17 protein-coding genes are annotated in these 18727 nt (G+C 70.3%); 8 read left to right on the forward strand and 9 right to left on the reverse strand.

All coding sequences use genetic code 11. The annotated features are described in order from the left end of the window. Positions 1-68: 68 nt before the first annotated feature. The 7 genes from B378_RS0111200 to B378_RS0111230 form a co-directional block, all read right to left on the reverse strand. Positions 69-1304, reverse strand: a complete 1236-nt coding sequence (locus B378_RS0111200) for a tripartite tricarboxylate transporter permease (protein ID WP_017343871.1) — start codon at positions 1302-1304, stop codon at positions 69-71. 84 nt (positions 1305-1388) lie between these two features. After that, positions 1389-1583 (reverse strand): 30S ribosomal protein S17e, encoded by a 195-nt coding sequence (locus B378_RS0111205; RefSeq protein WP_007345406.1) that lies wholly within the window; start codon positions 1581-1583, stop codon positions 1389-1391. Between the two features lie 91 nt (positions 1584-1674). Continuing rightward, a complete protein-coding gene (locus B378_RS0111210) occupies positions 1675-2322 on the reverse strand; it encodes a DUF447 domain-containing protein (RefSeq protein ID WP_017343872.1) in 648 nt (215 codons plus the stop codon). Further along, entirely contained in the window at positions 2319-3326 is a 1008-nt protein-coding gene (locus B378_RS0111215) for a triphosphoribosyl-dephospho-CoA synthase (protein ID WP_017343873.1), read from the reverse strand. Before B378_RS0111215 ends, B378_RS0111210 begins: the two co-directional genes overlap by 4 nt. Further along, positions 3323-4192, reverse strand: a complete 870-nt coding sequence (locus tag B378_RS0111220) for a tRNA-dihydrouridine synthase (RefSeq protein ID WP_017343874.1) — start codon at positions 4190-4192, stop codon at positions 3323-3325. The genes B378_RS0111215 and B378_RS0111220 overlap by 4 nt, the downstream gene beginning before the upstream one ends. Beyond that, positions 4189-5226: a 2-phospho-L-lactate transferase gene (gene cofD, locus B378_RS0111225; RefSeq protein WP_017343875.1), complete on the reverse strand. Its 1038-nt coding sequence runs from the start codon at positions 5224-5226 to the stop codon at positions 4189-4191. Before cofD ends, B378_RS0111220 begins: the two co-directional genes overlap by 4 nt. Positions 5227-5305: 79 nt before the next feature. Continuing rightward, entirely contained in the window at positions 5306-6232 is a 927-nt protein-coding gene (locus tag B378_RS0111230) for an isoaspartyl peptidase/L-asparaginase (RefSeq protein WP_017343876.1), read from the reverse strand. 149 nt (positions 6233-6381) lie between these two features. On the opposite strand from B378_RS0111230, the gene B378_RS0111235 reads away from it, so the two are divergent. From B378_RS0111235 to B378_RS0111255, 5 genes are all read left to right on the forward strand, one after another. Continuing rightward, the gene (locus B378_RS0111235) at positions 6382-7410 is read left to right on the forward strand and encodes a glycosyltransferase family 2 protein (protein ID WP_017343877.1); all 1029 of its coding nucleotides are present in this window, start codon (positions 6382-6384) and stop codon (positions 7408-7410) included. Positions 7411-7506: 96 nt separating this feature from the next. Continuing rightward, positions 7507-8769 carry an isocitrate dehydrogenase (NADP(+)) gene (gene icd, locus B378_RS0111240; protein ID WP_017343878.1) on the forward strand — a complete coding sequence of 421 codons (1263 nt, stop codon included), beginning with the start codon at positions 7507-7509 and terminating at the stop codon, positions 8767-8769. A 277-nt stretch (positions 8770-9046) separates the two neighbouring features. Next, positions 9047-10042 (forward strand): TAXI family TRAP transporter solute-binding subunit, encoded by a 996-nt coding sequence (locus B378_RS0111245; protein ID WP_026046266.1) that lies wholly within the window; start codon positions 9047-9049, stop codon positions 10040-10042. Positions 10043-10210: 168 nt separating this feature from the next. Continuing rightward, positions 10211-10675 (forward strand): DUF1850 domain-containing protein, encoded by a 465-nt coding sequence (locus B378_RS0111250; RefSeq protein WP_017343880.1) that lies wholly within the window; start codon positions 10211-10213, stop codon positions 10673-10675. Further along, complete coding sequence (locus tag B378_RS0111255) at positions 10672-13416, forward strand: TRAP transporter permease (protein WP_017343881.1); 2745 nt, start codon at positions 10672-10674, stop codon at positions 13414-13416. The genes B378_RS0111250 and B378_RS0111255 overlap by 4 nt, the downstream gene beginning before the upstream one ends. A 111-nt stretch (positions 13417-13527) precedes the next feature. Here the strand turns inward: B378_RS0111255 and B378_RS0111260 are convergent, their stop codons facing one another. Then, the gene (locus tag B378_RS0111260; protein WP_017343882.1) at positions 13528-13941 is read right to left on the reverse strand and encodes an Lrp/AsnC family transcriptional regulator; all 414 of its coding nucleotides are present in this window, start codon (positions 13939-13941) and stop codon (positions 13528-13530) included. A gap of 97 nt (positions 13942-14038) precedes the next feature. Here B378_RS0111260 and carA point away from each other — a divergent pair, with 97 nt between their 5' ends. Together carA and surE are read left to right on the forward strand one after the other, a co-directional pair. After that, positions 14039-15106: a glutamine-hydrolyzing carbamoyl-phosphate synthase small subunit gene (carA, locus tag B378_RS0111265; RefSeq protein ID WP_017343883.1), complete on the forward strand. Its 1068-nt coding sequence runs from the start codon at positions 14039-14041 to the stop codon at positions 15104-15106. A gap of 180 nt (positions 15107-15286) precedes the next feature. Beyond that, complete coding sequence (gene surE, locus B378_RS0111270) at positions 15287-16183, forward strand: 5'/3'-nucleotidase SurE (RefSeq protein WP_017343884.1); 897 nt, start codon at positions 15287-15289, stop codon at positions 16181-16183. A 2-nt stretch (positions 16184-16185) separates the two neighbouring features. Here surE and B378_RS0111275 read toward each other — a convergent pair whose 3' ends face one another. Beyond that, positions 16186-16425, reverse strand: a complete 240-nt coding sequence (locus B378_RS0111275; RefSeq protein WP_017343885.1) for a hypothetical protein — start codon at positions 16423-16425, stop codon at positions 16186-16188. Positions 16426-16926: 501 nt separating this feature from the next. Here B378_RS0111275 and B378_RS0111280 point away from each other — a divergent pair. Next, positions 16927-18699, forward strand: coding sequence for a glutamate--tRNA ligase (locus B378_RS0111280; RefSeq protein WP_017343886.1), 1773 nt, complete (start codon positions 16927-16929; stop codon positions 18697-18699). Positions 18700-18727: the final 28 nt, after the last annotated feature.

Consider the following 18727-nt stretch of genomic DNA (forward strand, 5'->3'; position numbering starts at 1 on the left):
GTACCGTGCCACTCGATGGACGCGGTCCCGGCGGCCCGCTCTCACCGTTCCGCCGCCGCTGTCGCCCGTCATCCGACGATCAGCGGGCCGATGAGCACGCCCATCAGGTGGACGCGCCGTGCGTCGACCCGCGGCGGAACGAGCCCCAGCGCGCCCGCGACGAGGAGGACGCCGACGCCGAACCCCCCGGCGAACGCGTACGAGACGGCCACGAGCAGTCCCAACACGCCGACCGAGAGCCGGGTGTAGTCGGCGTTCCCGACGATCCGGAGGTACGGGTCGCCGACGAGCACGACGAGGGCGAACCCGAAGCACGCGGCGGTCGCGGCGGCGATGAGCAGTATCGGCAGCGCGAACGGCACGCCGGCCCGGTCGATCGCGACGGTCACGCCGGTCCGCGGCGTCCCGAGCGCCACCAGCGCGAACAGCGCGAAGATCGTGTTGGCCGTGCTGGCGCCGCTCGTCGCCACGACGAACCCGCGGTCGGCCGACGCGCGCGGCACCGCGGGCATCGCGGCGACGGCGGCGATGGCCGCCGACACGCCCGGAACGTACCCGACCACCGCGCCGGCGAGCGAGCCGGCCCCCGCGCTCGTTCCGAGGTCGCGCGCCCGCATCGCGATCCGGGCGTCCGCCTGCGGCGGGACCCCCTCGCCGCCGAGCGCGTCGACGAGGACCGGGACGCCGAACAGCCCGGCGAACAGCGGCGCGAGGACGCCCCCGGTCGACAGCGGCGCCGCGGGGTCGGCGTCGAGCGTCGCGAAGCCGAGCGTAGCGCTCGCGAGGAAGGCAAGCAGCCCGCCGACCGCGGCCCGGCGCGACGACTCGGTGAGGACGAGCAGCGCGACGACGCCCCCGAGCAGCAGCGGCAGGTGCGCGCGCAGCGTCGGGTACCACCGCGTCATCAGCCACGTGATCGGGACCGCGAGCGGTACGGCGAGCGCGACCGCCAGCCCGGAGCCGACCGCGGAGAGGCGGAGTGCCTCGCGACCCCGGCCCGCGATCACCAACCGGTGGCCGGGCAGCGCGGCGACCGCGGTCGCGGCGTCGGGCACGCCGAGCGCGAGCGCGGGGACGATATCGAGAAAGGAGTGGACGACGCCGGCGCCGAGCATCGCGACGCCGACGAACAGCGGGTCGGCCGGCACTGACGGGGCGAAGCCGGCTAAGAGCAGCGCGAAGTTGTTCGCGTGGAGCCCGGGGACCAGCCCGCTCGCGGTCCCGAGCGCGACCCCGCCGAGCAGGAACGCGAGGGCGCCCGCAGCGAACGTCGGATCGACCACCGGCCGCACGAGCGCGTCCATCGAGCCGGAATGGCCGCGGCTCCGGACTTAACGTGTCGGGCGGTCGCGACGGGCCGCAGAATCAGTGCGATTCGAACCGAACGGTTACGCGTGCTTTGCCGCCTGCGCCTTCTTCTGGGTGACGTAGCCGGCGATCCGGTTGCGGACGCCTTTCGACTCGACGGTCGTCAGCGCCGTGACACTCTCCTTGTTCGTCTCGAAGTCCGTGTTGAACGAGTCGGGATACCGCTCCAGCAGGACGTTCCCGAGCTGTTTGATGTACTTGGGTTTGATGGCCATACCGAGCGGTACCGGCGGCCCGAACTAAAAGGGTTCGTTCCGCCGCGAGCGGCCGCGAGCCGGAGGCGCGGCGGGGTTCGTTTCCTCTCCGTCACGCCTCGTCCGCGCGCTCCCGCCACCCGGTCGCCTCGTCGATGCGCGCGAACGCCTCGCGCTCGGCCGGGCCGCCGCAGCGCTCGACCACGTCGGCGAAGTACCGGAGCCGGTCGAGCAGCTCTCCGGTGTCGAACGCCGGCACGTCCAGCCGCGAGGCGGCCACCGTGGCGTCGACGACCGCGCCGAACCCCCGGTTCACCGTCGGCACGCGCTCGCTCACCACCGCCGAGTCGACCGGCGACAGCTCCCACGTCCGGACCGTCGTGTCGCCCTCCGTCTCGGCCGCGACCTCCTCGGCGTCGACCTCGACCCACGCGTCCGCGCTCGGAAGCACCGGGTCGTCGACCTCGGTGACCGTCAGCGCCGCGTCGACGAACGTCCGCGGGTCGGCGGTGAACTGGACCACGCCGCCCCCGCGCTCGGCGAAGTTCCGCCACGTGCGGGTGCGCCCGTAGGTGCGCGCGGTGACGGGACCCTCGGGGTCGCCGTCCGCGTCGGTCTCGGGCGCGTGGAGTCCGAGCGCCGCGACGTTCCACCGGTCGTTCGGCCCCAGCGTCGTCACGACCGACTCGGTGACGCCGCGGAGCGGGACCGGCCAGCCGTCGGGGACGACGCCGAGGTGTTCCTCCCGCTCGTCGCTCACGGCGCCACCTCCGCCCCGCCGCGGAGCGCGACGAACAGCGCCGCGCAGGTGAGGTCGGCCGTCGTGCCCGGGTTGATCCCCTCGGCGACGAACTCCTCCGCCAGCGACTCCGCGGCGTCGAGGTCGGCGCCGTGGACGGCGTCGGCGTCGACCGCAGAAACGTCGCCGACCGGAGCCTTCGGATCTCTCTCGTCCGGTTCCAGAATCTCCCTCGCCCACGCGCTCGCCTCACGCGCCGTTTCTGCCCCTTGCGTCGACGCGACGAGGGTGTCCGGCTCCGCGGCGAGCAGCCCGAGGAACGCCCGCGCGGCCCGGTCCGCGAGCGGCCCCTCGTCGGAGAGGATCCACTCGGCCGCGCGAAACGTTCGGGGGAATCCCTCGGTCCACTCGGCGGCGTTGCGGTCGGGGACGCGCTCCGGGTCCTCGGGGGTCTCCGGGTCGCCGGGGTCGGCCGACAGCGCCAGGACATCCAGCAAGGTCATCTCGCGTTCCCGGAGCGCGGGCTCGGCATCGCTCCCGCGGCGCACGTCGAGGTCGTCCGCGCCCGGCGGCGGATCGTCGACCGCGACGTCGACGCGCTCGAACGCGCGGTAGAAGGCGATCGCGTCCTCGACGGTCGTCGACCGGCAGACGGCGTCGAGGCCCTCGGGAGAGAGTTCGCGGTCGGGATCGGCGGCCGCACGCACTAGCGGGACCAAGAGCAGCAGACAGCCGAACTGCGTGTTGGTCCCGGCGCGGTCGGCCATTCCCGCCACGGCGCGATCGAACGCGTCGCCGACGACGGGAGGCTCGCCCGTGGTCGGCCCCGTCTCCGCCGCCAGTTCGAGCCCGGACCGCGCGCCGACGGCGCCGCCGAGGAACGCCTCGAACCGCAGGTCGTCGAGGTCGCGGCGCCGGTCGACGTTCCCGGGTTTCGGCGTCCCGGCGACCTCTACGAGGAGCGCGAGCGTCGCGTCGTCGACGGGGTCAGTCGCGTCCGTCTCGGCGGACACGTCCCGGGTCACGGCGACGCCTCCGGTTCGGGTTCCGGCTCCGGCTCGCGGGCCTCGCGCGGAAGCGACCCGCGACGCCACGCCTCCACCGCGTCCGCGACGCGCGCGAGGACGGGCGGGTCCTCCGTCGGGCGGCCGACGCTCACCGCGTCGGCGCCGTGCGCCGCGTACTCGGCGACCGTCTTGCGGCCCCGAACACCGTTGTTGGCGACGAGAATCAGATCCCCGAGTGCGGTCTCCTCCCCGCTCGCGGGCGCCGCGTCGATCGCGGACGCGACCTCGCCGACGACCGCCTCTGAGTCCATCGCGTCGACGTGGAGCCAGTCCGCGCCGGCCGCGGCGACGCGCTCCGCGACGGCGACGAGGTCGACGCCGGGCACCTCGGCGCGGACCTTCACGCTCGTTGTCGCGCCCGTCTCGGCCGCCGCGGCGACGTACCGGGCGAGCCGGTCCGGCTCGCGGAGCAGCGACTCGCCGCAGCCGACCGCGCGCAGCTCCGGCTGCCGGCAGTGGGCGTTCACCTCGCAGACCGCGCCGCGATCGGCGCAGATTTGCGCCGCCTCGCGAACGGGTTCCGGCGTCGCACTCCGGACGTTGACCCCGGGACGGACCGGCGCGTCCGCGAGCCCGTCGAGCTGGTCGGCGACGAAGGCGAGCGGGTCGGCCGGGAGGAACTCGGACCGCCCGCGCGCGACGAGGTCGCGGGCAGCCGCTCGGCTGGCCGAATCGAGCGCGACGCCGCCGAGGAGCGCGACGTCGACGTGCTCGGCCGCGGCGCGGGCCCATGCGGCGTCGGCGGCGCCGCTGAGGCTCGCGGCGACGAGGAACGGGTCGGTGCCGTCGGGCCCGCGGCTCCCGTCGGCGACGCGCCGGCTCACTCCGCGCCCTCCCCCGGCGGGCGCGCGCCCGCCGGCTCGTCGGTGACCGCCGCCAGCGCGCGCTCGCAGGCGCGGGCGACGCGCTCGGCGTCGTCCGCGTCGGCGATCCGCGTGTCGGTACGTTCGACGTGTCGGTCGAGCTCGGTCGGATCGTCGTCGTCGAGGACGAACGCGTCCGCGAAGGGGTAAGCGTCGGCCACGCCCGCCGTCGAGGGCTTACGGCCCACGCCGCGCATCAGGTCCGCCGCTGGACCCGAGAACACCTCGTCGCCGACGAACGGCGAGACGGCGACCACGGGCGTCTCCCGGAGCGCGCGCTCGAAGCCGGGGAGCGCGAGCATCGGCCCGAGGCTCGTCACGGGGTTCGAGGGGCCGATCACGACCGGCTCCGCGAGGGCGTCCAGCACCGCGTCGGTGGGTTCGGCGTCCGCCGCGCCCCGAAACTCCACGTCGGCGACCGCGGGCTCGGCCCGCCGAGCGACCCAGTACTCCTGGAAGTGGAGCGTCTCGCCGCCCTCGGTGTGGACCAGGGTTGCGACCGGGTCGTCGGACATCGGGAGGAGGTCGACGTCGAGGTCGAAGGCGTCCGCGAGGACCCCGACCGCTTCGGTGAGCGACTTCCCCTCGTCGAGCAGGCTCGTGCGCGTGAGGTGGACGGCGCGGTCGCGGTCGCCGATCTCCATGAACTCGCCGACCGCCGAGAACCGCCGCCACCGGGCGATCTCACGGCCCGCGGTCTGCGCAGCGTCGTCGAGGTAGCGCGGGGCCGTTCCGAGTCCGACCTCGTCGGCGAGCCGCCGCAGTTCCTCGTGGGTCGCGGTCGTGTCGCCGTCGATCCCCCACCACGTCTCGTGGTCGAGGACGCCGCCGCCCGCGAACAGCACCGTGTCGACGTCGGGGCAGACGAGGTGCCCGCCGAGCTCGACGTCGTCGCCGGTGTTGGCGACGACCGCGGTCTCGGCCGGCTCGAACACCCGGGCCGCGCCGTCGAGGAGCTTCGGCGTGCCCGTCCCCCCGGCGAGGAAGGTTACCATACCGGCGCAAGGCGACCCCCGGATTTGTATCCTCGCCTCCGCGGACGGCGACCGGCCGGGCCGCGCCCGACGGCCCGCCTCACTCGGCGAGCGCCACGCTCGTCTGCATCCCCTCGGTGTTGAACGCGCTCCCGGCGCCCTCGTCGCCGAGGACGATCACGCCGGCGCCGGACCCCGTGATCGCCTCGAACTCCTCGATCGCCCGGTCCGCCGCGCCCTGGGCGTCGAGCCCCTCGTCGAGGAAGTCGACGGCGCGCCGCGAGAGCGTGACGCGCGCGATGTCCTCGCCGGCGCCCGTCGCGCTCGCGCCGCCGGCCTCGGTACAGAAGAACCCCGACCCGACCTGCGGCACGTCGCCGACGCGCCCGGCAAGTGCGAACGACCGGCCGCCCGTCGAGGTGACCGCCGCGAACGACTCCCCGTCGGTCGCCACCGCGCCGACCGTGTCGTGGTCGGGGGCGCCGTTTTTCCCGCCGTCGCCCTCCTCGGCACCGTCGTCGGACGTCTCCCCCGCCTGGTCGTCGCCCGAGCCGAACCGCGATTCGAGCCAGTCGAGGTGTTCGCGGGGCGACCCCCGCGGCGGGTCCTCGGCCTCGTAGCGCTCGTGTTTCTCGTCGGTGAGCAGGTCGACGCCGGTCTCGACGCCGAAATCGGCGGCGAGATCGACCGCGTGTTCGCCGGAGACGAAGACGTGCGGCGTCTCGGAGTGAACCACGCGGGCGACGCGCGCCGCGTGCTCAACGCCCGGCATCGAGCAGGCCGCGCCGACCTCGCGGTCGGAGGTCATCACGCCGGCGTCGGTGCGGACGACGCCGTCCGACTGGACCGCGCCGCCGACGCCCGCGTTGAACCGGGGGTCCGACTCGAGGACGCCGACCGCGGACTCGACCGCGTCAAGCGGTGACGTGGCGTCGGCGCCGCGCGCTGCCGCGTCGTCGAGGACCGCCTGTCTGGGCTCCGGGTCGTCCGGCGCGCCGCCGGCGCCGCCGTGGACGATGACTCGCATACCGGAGGCTCCCGCGGCGGCCACATAAGCGCCCGGAAGGCGGCGGGAGAGTCGGGGGCATCGTGACGACCGACGACGCCGGGGAGGCGACGAACGGGCCCGCGGTTCGACCGCCCCCGTTTATCAATCGGCCGCCCGAACCGCACGGCGTGACCGATTCGGAACCGAGCTCGGCGTCGACGGGCCCGACGCCGGTGTCGGTCCTGCTCCCGACCGTCCGCTGGACCGACGCCTGCGACGAGGTGGCGGCGCAGCTCCGCGGTCCCGAGGCGTTCGGCGGCGCTGGGGAGGGCGGTGAGGGCGACGGTGACCGCGACGCCGACGGCGCCGACCCCGCGGCCGACGAACTCCTCGTGATCTGCGACTCCGCGGACGACCCCGTCGCGGACCGACACGGCGACCTGCCGGAGCGGGTCCGGATCGTGGTCGCGGGAGAGCCGGAGGGCTGCTCCGGGAAGGCGAACGCCATCGCGGCCGGGATGGAGGCGGCCGAAAACGACCGGATCGCCTGGACGGACGACGACTTTCATCACCCGTCCGACTGGCTGGCGACCCTCTCCGCCGACTACGAGCGACAGGGACCGACCACGGAGGTCCCGGTGTTCGTCGGGCTCGACCCGCTCGCCCGGCTGTTCGAGCCGGCGTACGTCATCGGCGGGACGCTCGCGGTGTTCGCCGCCGGCGTCGCGTGGGGCGGCGCGGTGATCTTCGAGCGCGACGACCTCCGCGACGGGGAGGCGGCGTTCCGGCGGGACCTCCGGCGGACCGTCAGCGACGACGGGACGCTCACCGAACACCTCGACGTCTCGGCGGCGGACCGCACGCGGTACGTCGAGGCCGGCGGCTCGCTCCGGGGGTCGCTGGAGCGGTTCGTCCGATTCTTCACGATCACCCGGTACCACGCCCCGACCGCGACCGCGTTCAACGCCGTCTTCGGCGTCGTCATGGCCGCGCTCTGTCTGCTCGCGCCGGTCGCGGGCGTGGCACTCGTCACGGCGCTCGCGGGGGCCGCGTACGCCCGGTTCGGAATCGACCGCGCGACGTTCCTGCTCGCGGCGCCCGGGGTGCTGATCGCCCCGCCGCTGATGGCGTACGCGCTCGCGCGTCGGACGTTCGTCTGGGGCGGGCGGCGCTACCGCTGGCGGTCGATGTTCGACGTCGAGGTCGAACCGGTCTGACGCAGACCGGAGGTAGAACCGGCAAACGCTGCGAGCGCGACGCTCACGCCGAAAACGGCAGGCACTTTAGGGGCCCAACTGAATCCACGAACGTTCATGAGCTACGATAAGGTCGACGTCCCCGACGACGGCGAAGCTATCACGCTCGCCGACGAGGAGACCGGCGAGCTGAACGTTCCTTCGAATCCGATCATCCCGATCATCCACGGCGACGGGATCGGCACCGACGTCGGGCCGGCCGCGCAGCAGGTACTCGACGCCGCCGCCGAGGCGACGGGCCGATCCATCGCGTGGATGCGCGTCTACGCCGGCTCGTCCGCCCGCGAGAAGTACGACGAGAACCTCCCCGACGACACCGTTTCGGCCATCCGCGACCACCGCGTCGCGATCAAGGGCCCGCTGACGACGCCGGTCGGCGCCGGCTTCCGCTCGCTGAACGTCGCGCTCCGGAAGACGCTCGACCTCTACGCGAACGTCCGCCCGACCTACTACATCGAGGGCGTTCCGTCACCCGTGAAAAGTCCCGAGAAGATGGACATGATCACCTTCCGTGAGAACACGGAGGACGTCTACGCCGGCGTCGAGTGGGAGGCCGGCACCGAGGGCGCCGAGAAGGTACGCGACTTCCTCGAAGACGACATGGAGATCGCCGACGTCATCCACGACGGTCCGGTCGGGCTCGGCGTCAAGCCCATCTCTGAGTTCGGCTCGAAGCGGCTCGTCCGCGAGGCGATCGACTACGCGCTCGCCAACGACCGCGACTCGGTCACCCTCGTCCACAAGGGGAACATCATGAAGTTCACTGAGGGCGCGTTCCGTGACTGGGGCTACGAGGTCGCCGAGGAGGAGTACGGCGAGGACGTGATCACCGAAGACGAGCTGTGGGACGAACACGACGGCGAACAGCCCGAGGGCACCGTCGTCGTCAACGACCGCATCGCGGACAACATGCTCCAGCAGCTACTGACCCGCACCGACGAGTACTCCGTCATCGCGACGATGAACCTCAACGGCGACTACATGTCCGACGCCGCCGGCGCGCAGATCGGCGGCCTCGGCATCGCGCCCGGCATCAACCGCGGCCACGGCCGCTGTCTCGCCGAGCCGGTCCACGGCTCCGCGCCCAAGTACGCCGGCGAGGACAAGGTGAACCCCACCGCGATGATCCTCTCGGGCCGCGAGATGCTCGATTACCTCGGCTGGGACGACGCCGCGGACCTCGTGCGCGACGCCGTCGAGGAGACGATCGCCTCCGGGAAGGTCACCTACGACCTCCACCGGCAGATCGAGGGCGGCGAGAAGCTCGCGACCAGCGAGTTCGCGGACGCCGTCGTCGAGAAGATCGACGAGCTGGCGTAAGCGAGGGTTCGAACCGCGCGGAATTTTCGGTTTTATCGGCATCGAAACGCTCCCGTCGAGCGCCGCTCCAGTCTCGGGCGTTATCTAAGATAGCGAACGGGCCGCTTGGGCGGCCCGAGTTTCGATCGGCTGCGCTATCTTCGAAAATTCGCAGTCACAATAGCCACAAATTACAAACCGAACTGCGTAGAAGACACCGCTACAGATTCATGTATTCACAACCGTGTACCTATGACATCCTTAGTTATATATAGTCGGATCCAGAACCGGATGCTGTATGACTTCACACCGAACACGACGTAGATTCCTCGAAGCGACCGGTCTCGCTGGCGTGGTCGCACTGGCCGGCTGTAGCGGAAACGGCGGCGACGGAAGCGACGGTGGAGACGGCGGCGACGGAAGCGACGGTGGCGACACCGAGACGCGCCTGAGCTGGCACGCCGGCGGTACCGGTGGCACGTACTACCCGCTCTCGAACGAGATCAAGACTATCGTCGAGGCGAACACGGACTTCTCGCTGAACGTCCAGTCGACGGGCGCGAGTGTCGAGAACGTCGGGAGTCTCGCGGACGAGTCCGCGGACTTCGCGCTCATCCAGAACGACATCGCGTACTTCGCGAAGAACGGGACCGGCATCGATACGTTCCAAGACAACGCGATCGAGAACCTCCAGGGCGTCGCGACGCTGTACCCCGAAACGATCACGGTCGTCACCCTGGCAGACTCTGGAATCGAGACTCTGGGCGACCTCAGCGGCGCGACGATCAATACTGGGGACCTCGGCTCCGGGACACAGGTCAACGCGAATCAGATTCTCGAAGCCGTCGGGATCACCGACTACAACGAACAAAACGCCGGCTTCTCGCAGGCGTCCGAACAGCTCGCAAACGGCGACATCGACGCGGCATTCGTCGTTGGCGGCTGGCCGGTCGGCGCGATTGAAGACCTCGCGAACACGAACGACGTCAACATCGTTCCCATCACGGGCGAGAACCGTGCGGCCGTCAAGGACGCCGCCTCGTGGTTCGCCGACGACACGATCCCAGCCGGGACGTACACCGGCGTCGACGAGGCCGTTGAGACCGTCGCGGTGCAGGCGATGATCGCTACGAACTCGGGCGTGCCCGCCGACACCGTCGAATCGGTGACTGCGGCCATCTTCGACAACCTCGACGAACTGTCGATCAAGACGGAGTTCATCACCGTCGACAGCGCACAGGACGGGATGTCGATCGAACTCCACGAGGGTGCGGCGGCGTACTTCGACGCCTGATCGGCGCCGATCGACGCACACTGACACACCGTTCGCGCTCGCGTCTCGTGATCGAGACGCGGCGCACCCACACCCTGCTCGATACCACAACACTCACTCCACACTCAACAACCACACGTGGTAACGCGTCACATACCCTCACGATCCCGGCTGGCTCCGGCGCTGGCGGTGGTAGCGCTCGCGCTGGTCGTGGCGCTCGCCGGCGTCGCCCTCGCTGCTCCGACTGGCCAGGTGCTCGTCGTCGAGGACATCGACACGGGAGAACACTACATCACACAGCCCGTCGACAACGGAAGTACGGTCGCGCTGGAGTACACCCACAGCGTCGAGAAGACCCCCGTGTACGACGAGTATCGTGTCGAGGGGGACTCCCTCGTGAACACACGTATGGAGTTCCAATCGTACGGCTGGGGGCTCCCGTCGGGCGTAAACGTAACGAACGTTAACGGTACCTTCGTATACGATCCGCCGGGACCGATCATGACGCTCGAAACGCTTTCGGTCTCACCCGGCCGGATCGCGAACCACTCCCTGATCGTCGAGGATCAGCAGTATGACTTGGTTGCGGAGACGAACGCCACCGACGTTCGCATTCGCGTCGAGCACCGGACGCTAACGGACGTATTCCAATGAGCACGAATACCACACAACCCGGCGAAGGCGAGGAGATTTCCAGAGAGGAGGCCGACGAGATCATCGACGAGATCGAGCGCCGGCGGTCGTTACACGGGCTCGCCGCCCTCGCCGTCGCCGTGATCGGAATCTCTTTTTCCCTGTTCCAGCTGGTGCTCGCGGCGCGGAGCTTCACGTTCGTGGTTCCCCTCCCGTTCGTCGAGGACTTTCAGGTCTCGTTACAGCTGCTACAGGCTAACGCGATCCACGTCGCGTTCGCGCTCGTGCTCACGTTCCTGATGTTCCCCGCGAGCATGGGCGACGGGTTCGTCTCGCAGAATTTGGGACGCCTTGCCGACGGCGTCGAGGACGCGTTCGGTTCCGACGGCCCGCTCGCGACAGCGGTCAATCGGATTCGAGGAGCGTTCCGCTGGGCGTTTTTGGATCCCAATCGGAGCCGCGTCACCCCCTTCGACGTGCTCTGTATGATCGCGTCCGGGCTCTCCGCGTTCTACTTCCTGACGGAGTTCGCGGAGATTCAGGACATGCGCTTTTTCGGCCTCGAAGGCGGCCGACCGGTCACCGGTGTCTACCCGTTCCTCGAGCCGATTCTGGGCGGGATCCCGTTCATCAGCGAGTACTCGTACGCGATGATTCTGGGTGTTCTCGGCGTCCTTCTGGTGCTCGAAGCCACTCGACGGACGCTCGGGCTCCCGCTCATGCTCATCGTCGCCAGCTTCATCGTCTACGCCCGGTGGGGGTACCTGATAAGCAGTAGCACGCCGTTCCTCGGACTGCTCGCGATCCCGGAGCTCACCTGGCCGGACATCGTTCAGAACCTCTGGTACAACACCGAAAACGGGGTGTTCGGTATTCCGGTAACCGTCTCCGTTAGCTTCATCTACATCTTCATCCTGTTCGGGTCGTTCCTGGAGATGAGCGGTGCGGGCCAGTGGTTCATCGACCTCGCGTATGCCGTCACCGGTCACCGAAAGGGTGGCCCCGCGAAGGCGAGCATCCTCGCGAGCGGCTTCATGGGGACCATCTCGGGCTCGTCGATCGCGAACACAGTCACCACGGGCGCGTTCACGATACCGCTCATGAAGCGATCGGGATACTCGCCCGAGTTCTCCGGCGCGGTCGAGGCCTCGGCGTCCTCCGGCGGACAGATCCTCCCGCCGGTGATGGGGGCGGCGGCGTTCCTCATGGTCCAGTACACCGCCACGCCGTTCCGGGAGATCATCATCCTCGCGACCATCCCCGCTATCGTCTTCTTCTTCGGCGTCTGGGTGATGGTCCACCTCAAGGCGGTTCAGGAAGGTATCGGGGGGATCGAAGACGCGGAGTCCGAGTCACTCGGGACACACCTGGCGCGCGGGTGGTTCTACCTCGTGCCGATCGTGCTCCTCCTCTACTACCTCATCGGTGCGCGACTCTCGGTGTCTCGCTCCGCGTGGTTCACGCTCGTGGCGCTGGTGTCACTTATCACGTTTCTCGCGGCGTACAGCGAGGAGACCCGCGCGTTCCTCCTCAGTTCGATCGCGGTCCTCTTCGGCGTCGAGCTAGCGAGCTACGTCGTGGCGGGCGTTCCGGTGAGCGGTCTGGTGGGTGGTAACGCCGGCGCGGGGATCCCGATCGCGGAGGCGTTCTCGATAGTCGGCCCGCGGATCGGTTGGTACGCGATGCTCGCCGGCACGGTGACGATGCTCGTGTACTCGGACGTCCAGTCCAAGGTGCTCGACCTCAATCCCACCGTCCAGAACGCGGCCGAATCGGCCGGCGATCGAGCCGGCCGAGACCTCGGTGACAACCAGCTGTTCCGGGTCGGGACGTTCGTCGTCAAGTCGATGGAGGAGGGCGCTCGAACGGCCGTTCCGGTCGTCATCGCGGTCGCGGCCGCCGGGATCATCCCCGGCGTCATCAGCGTCTCCGGGCTCGGCCCGAACCTCACCTCCCTCCTCTTGGCGCTCTCCGGCGGGTCGATCGTCGTCATGCTGCTCGTGACGGCCGTCGCGAGCATCATCCTCGGAATGGGGATGCCGACGACGGTCACCTACATCATCCTCATCTCGATGCTGGCGACGCCGCTCGTCGAGTTCGGCATCCCGGAGCTGGCCGCACACCTGTTCATCCTCTACTTCGGCGTCATCGCCGACATCACGCCGCCGGTGGCCGTGGCGGCGTACGCCGCGAGCGGCGTCGCAAAGTCGGACCCGTTCGAGACCGGAGTGAAGGCGTTCTCGCTGTCGCTGAACAAGGCGATCGTTCCCTTCGCGTTCGTGCTCGCGCCGGGGATCGTCCTGCTACGTGAGAAGGCGAACGCCGCCGATCTGCCGCTCCGCGACCGATACCGTGTGGTCAACTTCTCCGACCTCGCGGAGCTGTCGTACTCGGTGCCCGAGATCCTCGTCCCCGTCGTCGGCGTCTTCCTCGGCGTGGTCGCCCTCGGCGCCACCATCATCGGAACGCTGTACACTCGGGTCGACCGGTTCGGTCGAATCGCGTTCGCGCTCAGCTCCCTCCTGTTGATGGCGCCGGGGATGCTCTCTACGTCCGTCTTCGACATGCTCGCGCTCGTCGACGTGACCGTCTCCGTCAACGCGCTCCTGCTTGACGTGACGCTGCGCGGTGTCGGGCTCGTGTTGTTCGTGCTGTTCACGCTTCGGAACCGGCGAGCGTTCGACAGCGAGGGCGACGAACCGCCGGGAACCGACAGGACGACGAGATCGGCCGAAGCCGCCGCCGGGTCCGAGTCGACCTGAGCGGCGCTCTCGGTCTGCCCCGGACTTTCGGACGGCCGGTTCGGCCGCTTCGACGGCGAGCCAGCACCGTCAGCGTCTCCGTGCGAACGGAGCCGGGGACTTCCGCTGAACTCACCCCAGCCGCTCGTCGAGGATGAGCCGCGTCTTCGTCGACTTGACCTCGTCCATCTCTCGGGCCTGCGTGATCAGTTCGTTGACCGCGCGCGTGTCGACCGCGTCGACGACGAGGACGATGTCCTCCTCGCCCGACACCTGCCAGACGAAGTCCACCTCTTCCCACTCCACCATCCGCTGGCCGACTTCGTCCGTGTTGACGTTCATCTCCACCGAGATCTCGATCATCGCCTTCACGTTACCGGTGCGGGTCGTCACCGTGAACCGCTCGATCACGCCCTCGTCGGTCATCCGGTCGACGCGGTTGCGCACGGTCCCCTCGGAGGTCCCAACCCGGTCCGCGATCTCCGTGTACGGGGTCCGCGCGTCCCGTCGCAGGATCGAGAGGATCCGTCGGTCGAGGTCGTCCATACCGGTCCGTCTCTCGCCCGTCGCCTTACCCGTTACGAATATCGTAACGAACCTTCGAACGACGCATTTATTATCCTTTGCGCGTACGTTTCTCGTAATGTCGGACGCCTACATCGCGCTGGCCGACGGACGCGTGCTCGAAGCGCGCGCCCGTTCGCCGGGGCGGACCCGCGGCGAACTGGTGTTCACGACCGCGTACACCGGCTACGAGGAGTCGCTCACTGACCCCTCCTACGCCGAACAGATCCTCACCTTCTCGTACCCCCTGATCGGGAACTACGGCGTCCGAAGCGAGCGGTTCGAGTCCGAGTCGGTCCAGCCCCGCGCGGCGATCGCCCGCGAGCTGACCGACGACGTCGCCGACTGGCTCGCCGGCGAGGGCGTGCCGGCCGTCGACCACGTCGACACCCGCGAGATCGTCACCACCGTCCGCGAGGAGGGCGCGATGGCCTGCGGGATCGCCGCCGGCCCGGACGCGACCCCCGAGGATGCGGTCGAAGAGATGGAGGCGTGCAAGCCGATGAGCGACCACGTCGACATCGGCGCGCAGGTCTCGGTCGCCGAGCCGACCGTCCACGAGAGCGCCGACGGCGTCGGCGTCGACGTCGCGATGCTCGACTGCGGCGCGAAGGGCTCGATCGTCTCCTCGCTCACCGAGCGCGGCGCGGACGTCCACGTTCTCCCGTACGACGCGACCCCAGAGGACGTGGCGGCCATCGACCCCGACGTGCTGTTCGTCTCGAACGGCCCGGGCGACCCGGAGAACTTCGTCGCCGCCCAGGAAGTCGTCGACGAGTTCGCGGGCGAGCTCCCCCTCGCGGGGATCTGCCTCGGCCAACAGGTGATCACGAGCGCGCTCGGCGGCTCGACGGAGAAGATGGCGTTCGGCCACCGCGGCGTCAACCAGCCGGTCAAGGACCTCCGCACCGACAAGGTCGTGATGACCACCCAGAACCACGGCTACACGGTCGCCGACACCGGCCCGCTCGAAGTGACGCAGGTGAACGTCAACGACGACACCGTCGAGGGCCTCGACAGCGAGGAGCTGGACGTCATCACCCGCCAGTACCACCCCGAGGCGAACCCCGGCCCGCACGACTCGCTCGGCTTCTTCGACGAGGTGCTCGACCTGGCGACCTCGTCGCGTCGAGTCGCGGCTGACTGACCGCTCGGCGCACCGAGTTCCCGCTTTTCCGGTTCCGGCACCCTCCGCTGACCACACGGAGTACCACTCGGTCGACGCCCGCGACGTTCCTCCCGCTGCATTTCTCCTTCGCCCTTCGGGTCCGTTCCGCGTTCGCCGCGGACCGGCGACGTTTTCTCCCGTCCCCCCGCAGGGTGACACATGCCAACCGAGATCCTGCTCACCAACGACGACGGGATCGACGCCGTCGGGATCCGGGCGCTCGCGGACGCGCTCTCGCGCGACTACGACGTGACGGTCGTCGCGCCCGCGACGAACCAGTCCGGCGTCGGCGGCGCGCGCTCGTGGTGGGACACGACGGTCGACTACACCGAGACGGACCGCGGCTACGCGGTCGAGGGCACCCCCGCGGACTGCGTCGCGGTCGCGGACGTGGCGCTCGGGCTCGACCCCGACGTCGTCGTCTCCGGCTGCAACCACGGGCCGAACATCGGCGCGCACATCCTCGGGCAGTCCGGCACGGTCGGCGCCGCGATGGAGGCCTCCTTCCTCGGCACGCCCGCGATCGCGGTCTCGCTGTACGACCGCGGCAACCTCCCCGTGCCGCCGACGCTGGACAACGGCGACTTCGCGGTCGCCGGCGAAGTCGTCGCCGACCTGCTCGACCGCGCCGAGAGAGGGGAGCGGGACAGGAGCGACGGCCCGCTCGCACTTCCCTTCGGCGCCGACGTGCTGAACGTCAACGTCCCGGCCGCGGACGACGAGGCGGCGGCGGACCCCACCTACCGGCTGACCGAGCCCGCGCGCGGCTTCGACGTGATCGAGTTCCGTCCGGGCGAGGAGGGGCCCGAGGACGAGAACGTCCCCGAGGGCTGGGAGTTCGGCGAGCGGCGCGGCGAGATGGGGATGGAGCTGCGCGACCGCTTCTGGCGGGAATTCCTGCGCGGAAACGTCCAAGACGACCCCGGCTCCGACCGCCGCGCGGCCGTCGAGGGCGAGGTGAGCATCTCCCCGCTGTCGAGCTCTCGGTCCGTCGCGGGCGAGAAGGCGGGCGACCTCGTCGAGCCGGCCCGGGGCGCGGAGACTGGCGCCGACTGACCTCAGCGCCGTCGCCGACGCCGGGGGCCGCTGCCGGCGAACTCCGCCGCGAGCCGCCCGAGGTACCACACGACGACGAGGCCGAGGCCGAATCCGGCCCCGGTCGCGGCCAGGAGCTGTATCGGCGACGGGTCCAACTGGAGGGCGATAAGCGGCGGCGAGGCCGTGACGATCGCGAGCAGCACGAGCTTGATCTTCCGGTTCCCGGCGTCTCGCTCCGCCTCAGAGATGGGTCCTACCACCGCGCTCCCCCTCGCGTTCCGACGGGCACCGACGCGACGCTCATGCGCTCACCACGCGCCCGGCGACTATCAAGGCGACGAACCCGTTCGGGTCTCCGGCGCTCTTCGCCCCGACACGCGGTGACGGCTGGCGCGCGACGAGGCCGGCGCGCGACGAGGCCGGCGCGCGACGAGGCCGGCGCGAGAGGTCGGCGCGCGACGACCAATCGGCCCACTGGGTTCCGCTCTTTGAAAAGCGTCTCGACAGTTCACGCCGGTAGCGGACCGTTACCGCCGTGAACGGTCTGGGTCGTTTAAGCCGATCCGAGCGCTCGTGTCGGATGCCCCTACCCGCCGTCCCGAACGTCGCCGCGGCGCGTCGCGGCGGCCGTGGTCGCGCGCCGCGGTTTCACCGGCTGCCGCTCGCGTCGCCCGCGGCGCCTCGCCGACGCGGCGAGGCCGGGACTCGCCCCTCCCCACCGTTTCGCGGCGTTTTTGACCCGACCCCGACAAGTCGGCGGTATGGACGACGAACTCCGCGAGCGCGTCGCGGCGGCCGGCGAGGCCGCGGCGCTTTACAACGCGCTCAAGCACGGCAGCGACCCGGACGTGGGCGCGATCATGGGCCCGATCATGGGCGAGAACCCCGAGTTCCGCCCGCACGGCGACGAGATTCCGGGCGTCCTCGCGCCGGTCGTGAACGAGGTCGGCGAGATGGACGAGGCCGAACGCCGGGAGCGGCTCGGCGAACTCGCGCCCGAGCGGCTCGCGGAGCTCGAGGCCGACGACGCGGCGGACGACCGGGTCCTCCCCGACCTCCCGAACGCCGAGGACGGCGAGGTCGTGATGCGCGCCGCGCCGAACCCGAACGGCCCGTGGCACGTCGGCCACGCGCGCATGCCCGCCGTCATCGGGACGTACAAGGAGCGCTACGACGGGGAGTTCATCTGCCGGTTCGACGACACCGACCCGGAGACGAAGCGGCCCGACCTCGACGCGTACGACGCCATCCTCGAGGACATCGAGTACCTCGGCTTCGAGCCCGACCGCGTCCTCCGCGCGTCGGACCGCTTAGAGACGTACTACGACCACGCCCGCGAGCTGATCGACCTCGGGGGCGCGTACACCTGCTCCTGTTCCGGCGACGAGTTCTCCGAGCTGAAGAACGCGGGCGAGGCCTGCCCGCACCGCGAGAAGGACGTCGAGACGGTCCGCGAGGAGTTCGCGGCGATGGTCGACGGCGAGTACGGCTCCGGCGAGATGGTCTTGCGGGTGAAGACCGACATCGAACACAAGAACCCCGCCCTGCGCGACTGGGTCGCCTTCCGGATGATCGACACGCCGCACCCGCGCGAGGAGGCCGCAGAGTACCGCTGCTGGCCCATGCTCGACTTCCAGTCCGGCGTCGACGACCACCTCACGGGCGTCACGCACATCATCCGCGGCATCGACCTCCAGGACTCCGCGAAGCGCCAGCGGTTCGTCTACGACTACTTCGACTGGGAGTACCCCGAGGTGCTCCACTGGGGCCACGTTCAGGTCGACGAGTACGACGTGAAGCTGTCGACGTCGACGATCAAGGGCCTCATCGCGGACGGCGAGCTGACGGGCTGGGACGACCCGCGCGCGCCGACGATCCGGTCGATGCGCCGCCGCGGAATCCAGGGGCAGGCCCTCGTCGACTCGATGACCGAACTCGGGATGTCCACCTCCGACGTCGACCTCGCGATGTCGTCCGTCTACGCCAACAACCGCGACTTAGTCGACGACGAGGCGAACCGCTACTTCTTCGTCCGCGACCGCGAGGACGACCCCGCCGTCGAGCTGCCGGTCGTCGACGGCGACGCGGCCGCGCCCGAGGCGGGCCACCCGCGATTCCACCCCGAACACCCGGACCGCGGCGAGCGCGAGGTGCCCGCCGGCCGCGTCGTCGTCGAGTACGGCGACCTCCCGCCTGAGGGCGAGCGCGTCTGGCTGAAGGGGTACGGCCCCGTCCGCTACGAGGGCGACGAACTGGCCTTCCTCGACGCCGACATCGAGATCGTCCGCGAGGGCGACGTGGACGTGATCCACTGGGCGCCCGCCGACGAGGGGCTCGAAACCCTCCTGCGGACGGTCGACGGCGACGTGCGCGGGATCGCCGAGCCGGCGCTCGCGGACGTCGACCCCGACACGGTCGTCCAGTTCGTGCGCGTCGGCTTCGCCCGGATCGACGCGCTCGACCCCGAGGCGACCGACGAGGAGGACGGCCCGGACGGCGCCGAGGACCTGTTGGCGTACTACGCGCACCCGTAGCTCTGCGTCTTCGGTCCGGCCGGGTCCG

Source organism: Halorubrum sp. T3 (assembly GCF_000296615.1).
Classification (GTDB): Archaea; Halobacteriota; Halobacteria; order Halobacteriales; family Haloferacaceae; genus Halorubrum; species Halorubrum ruber.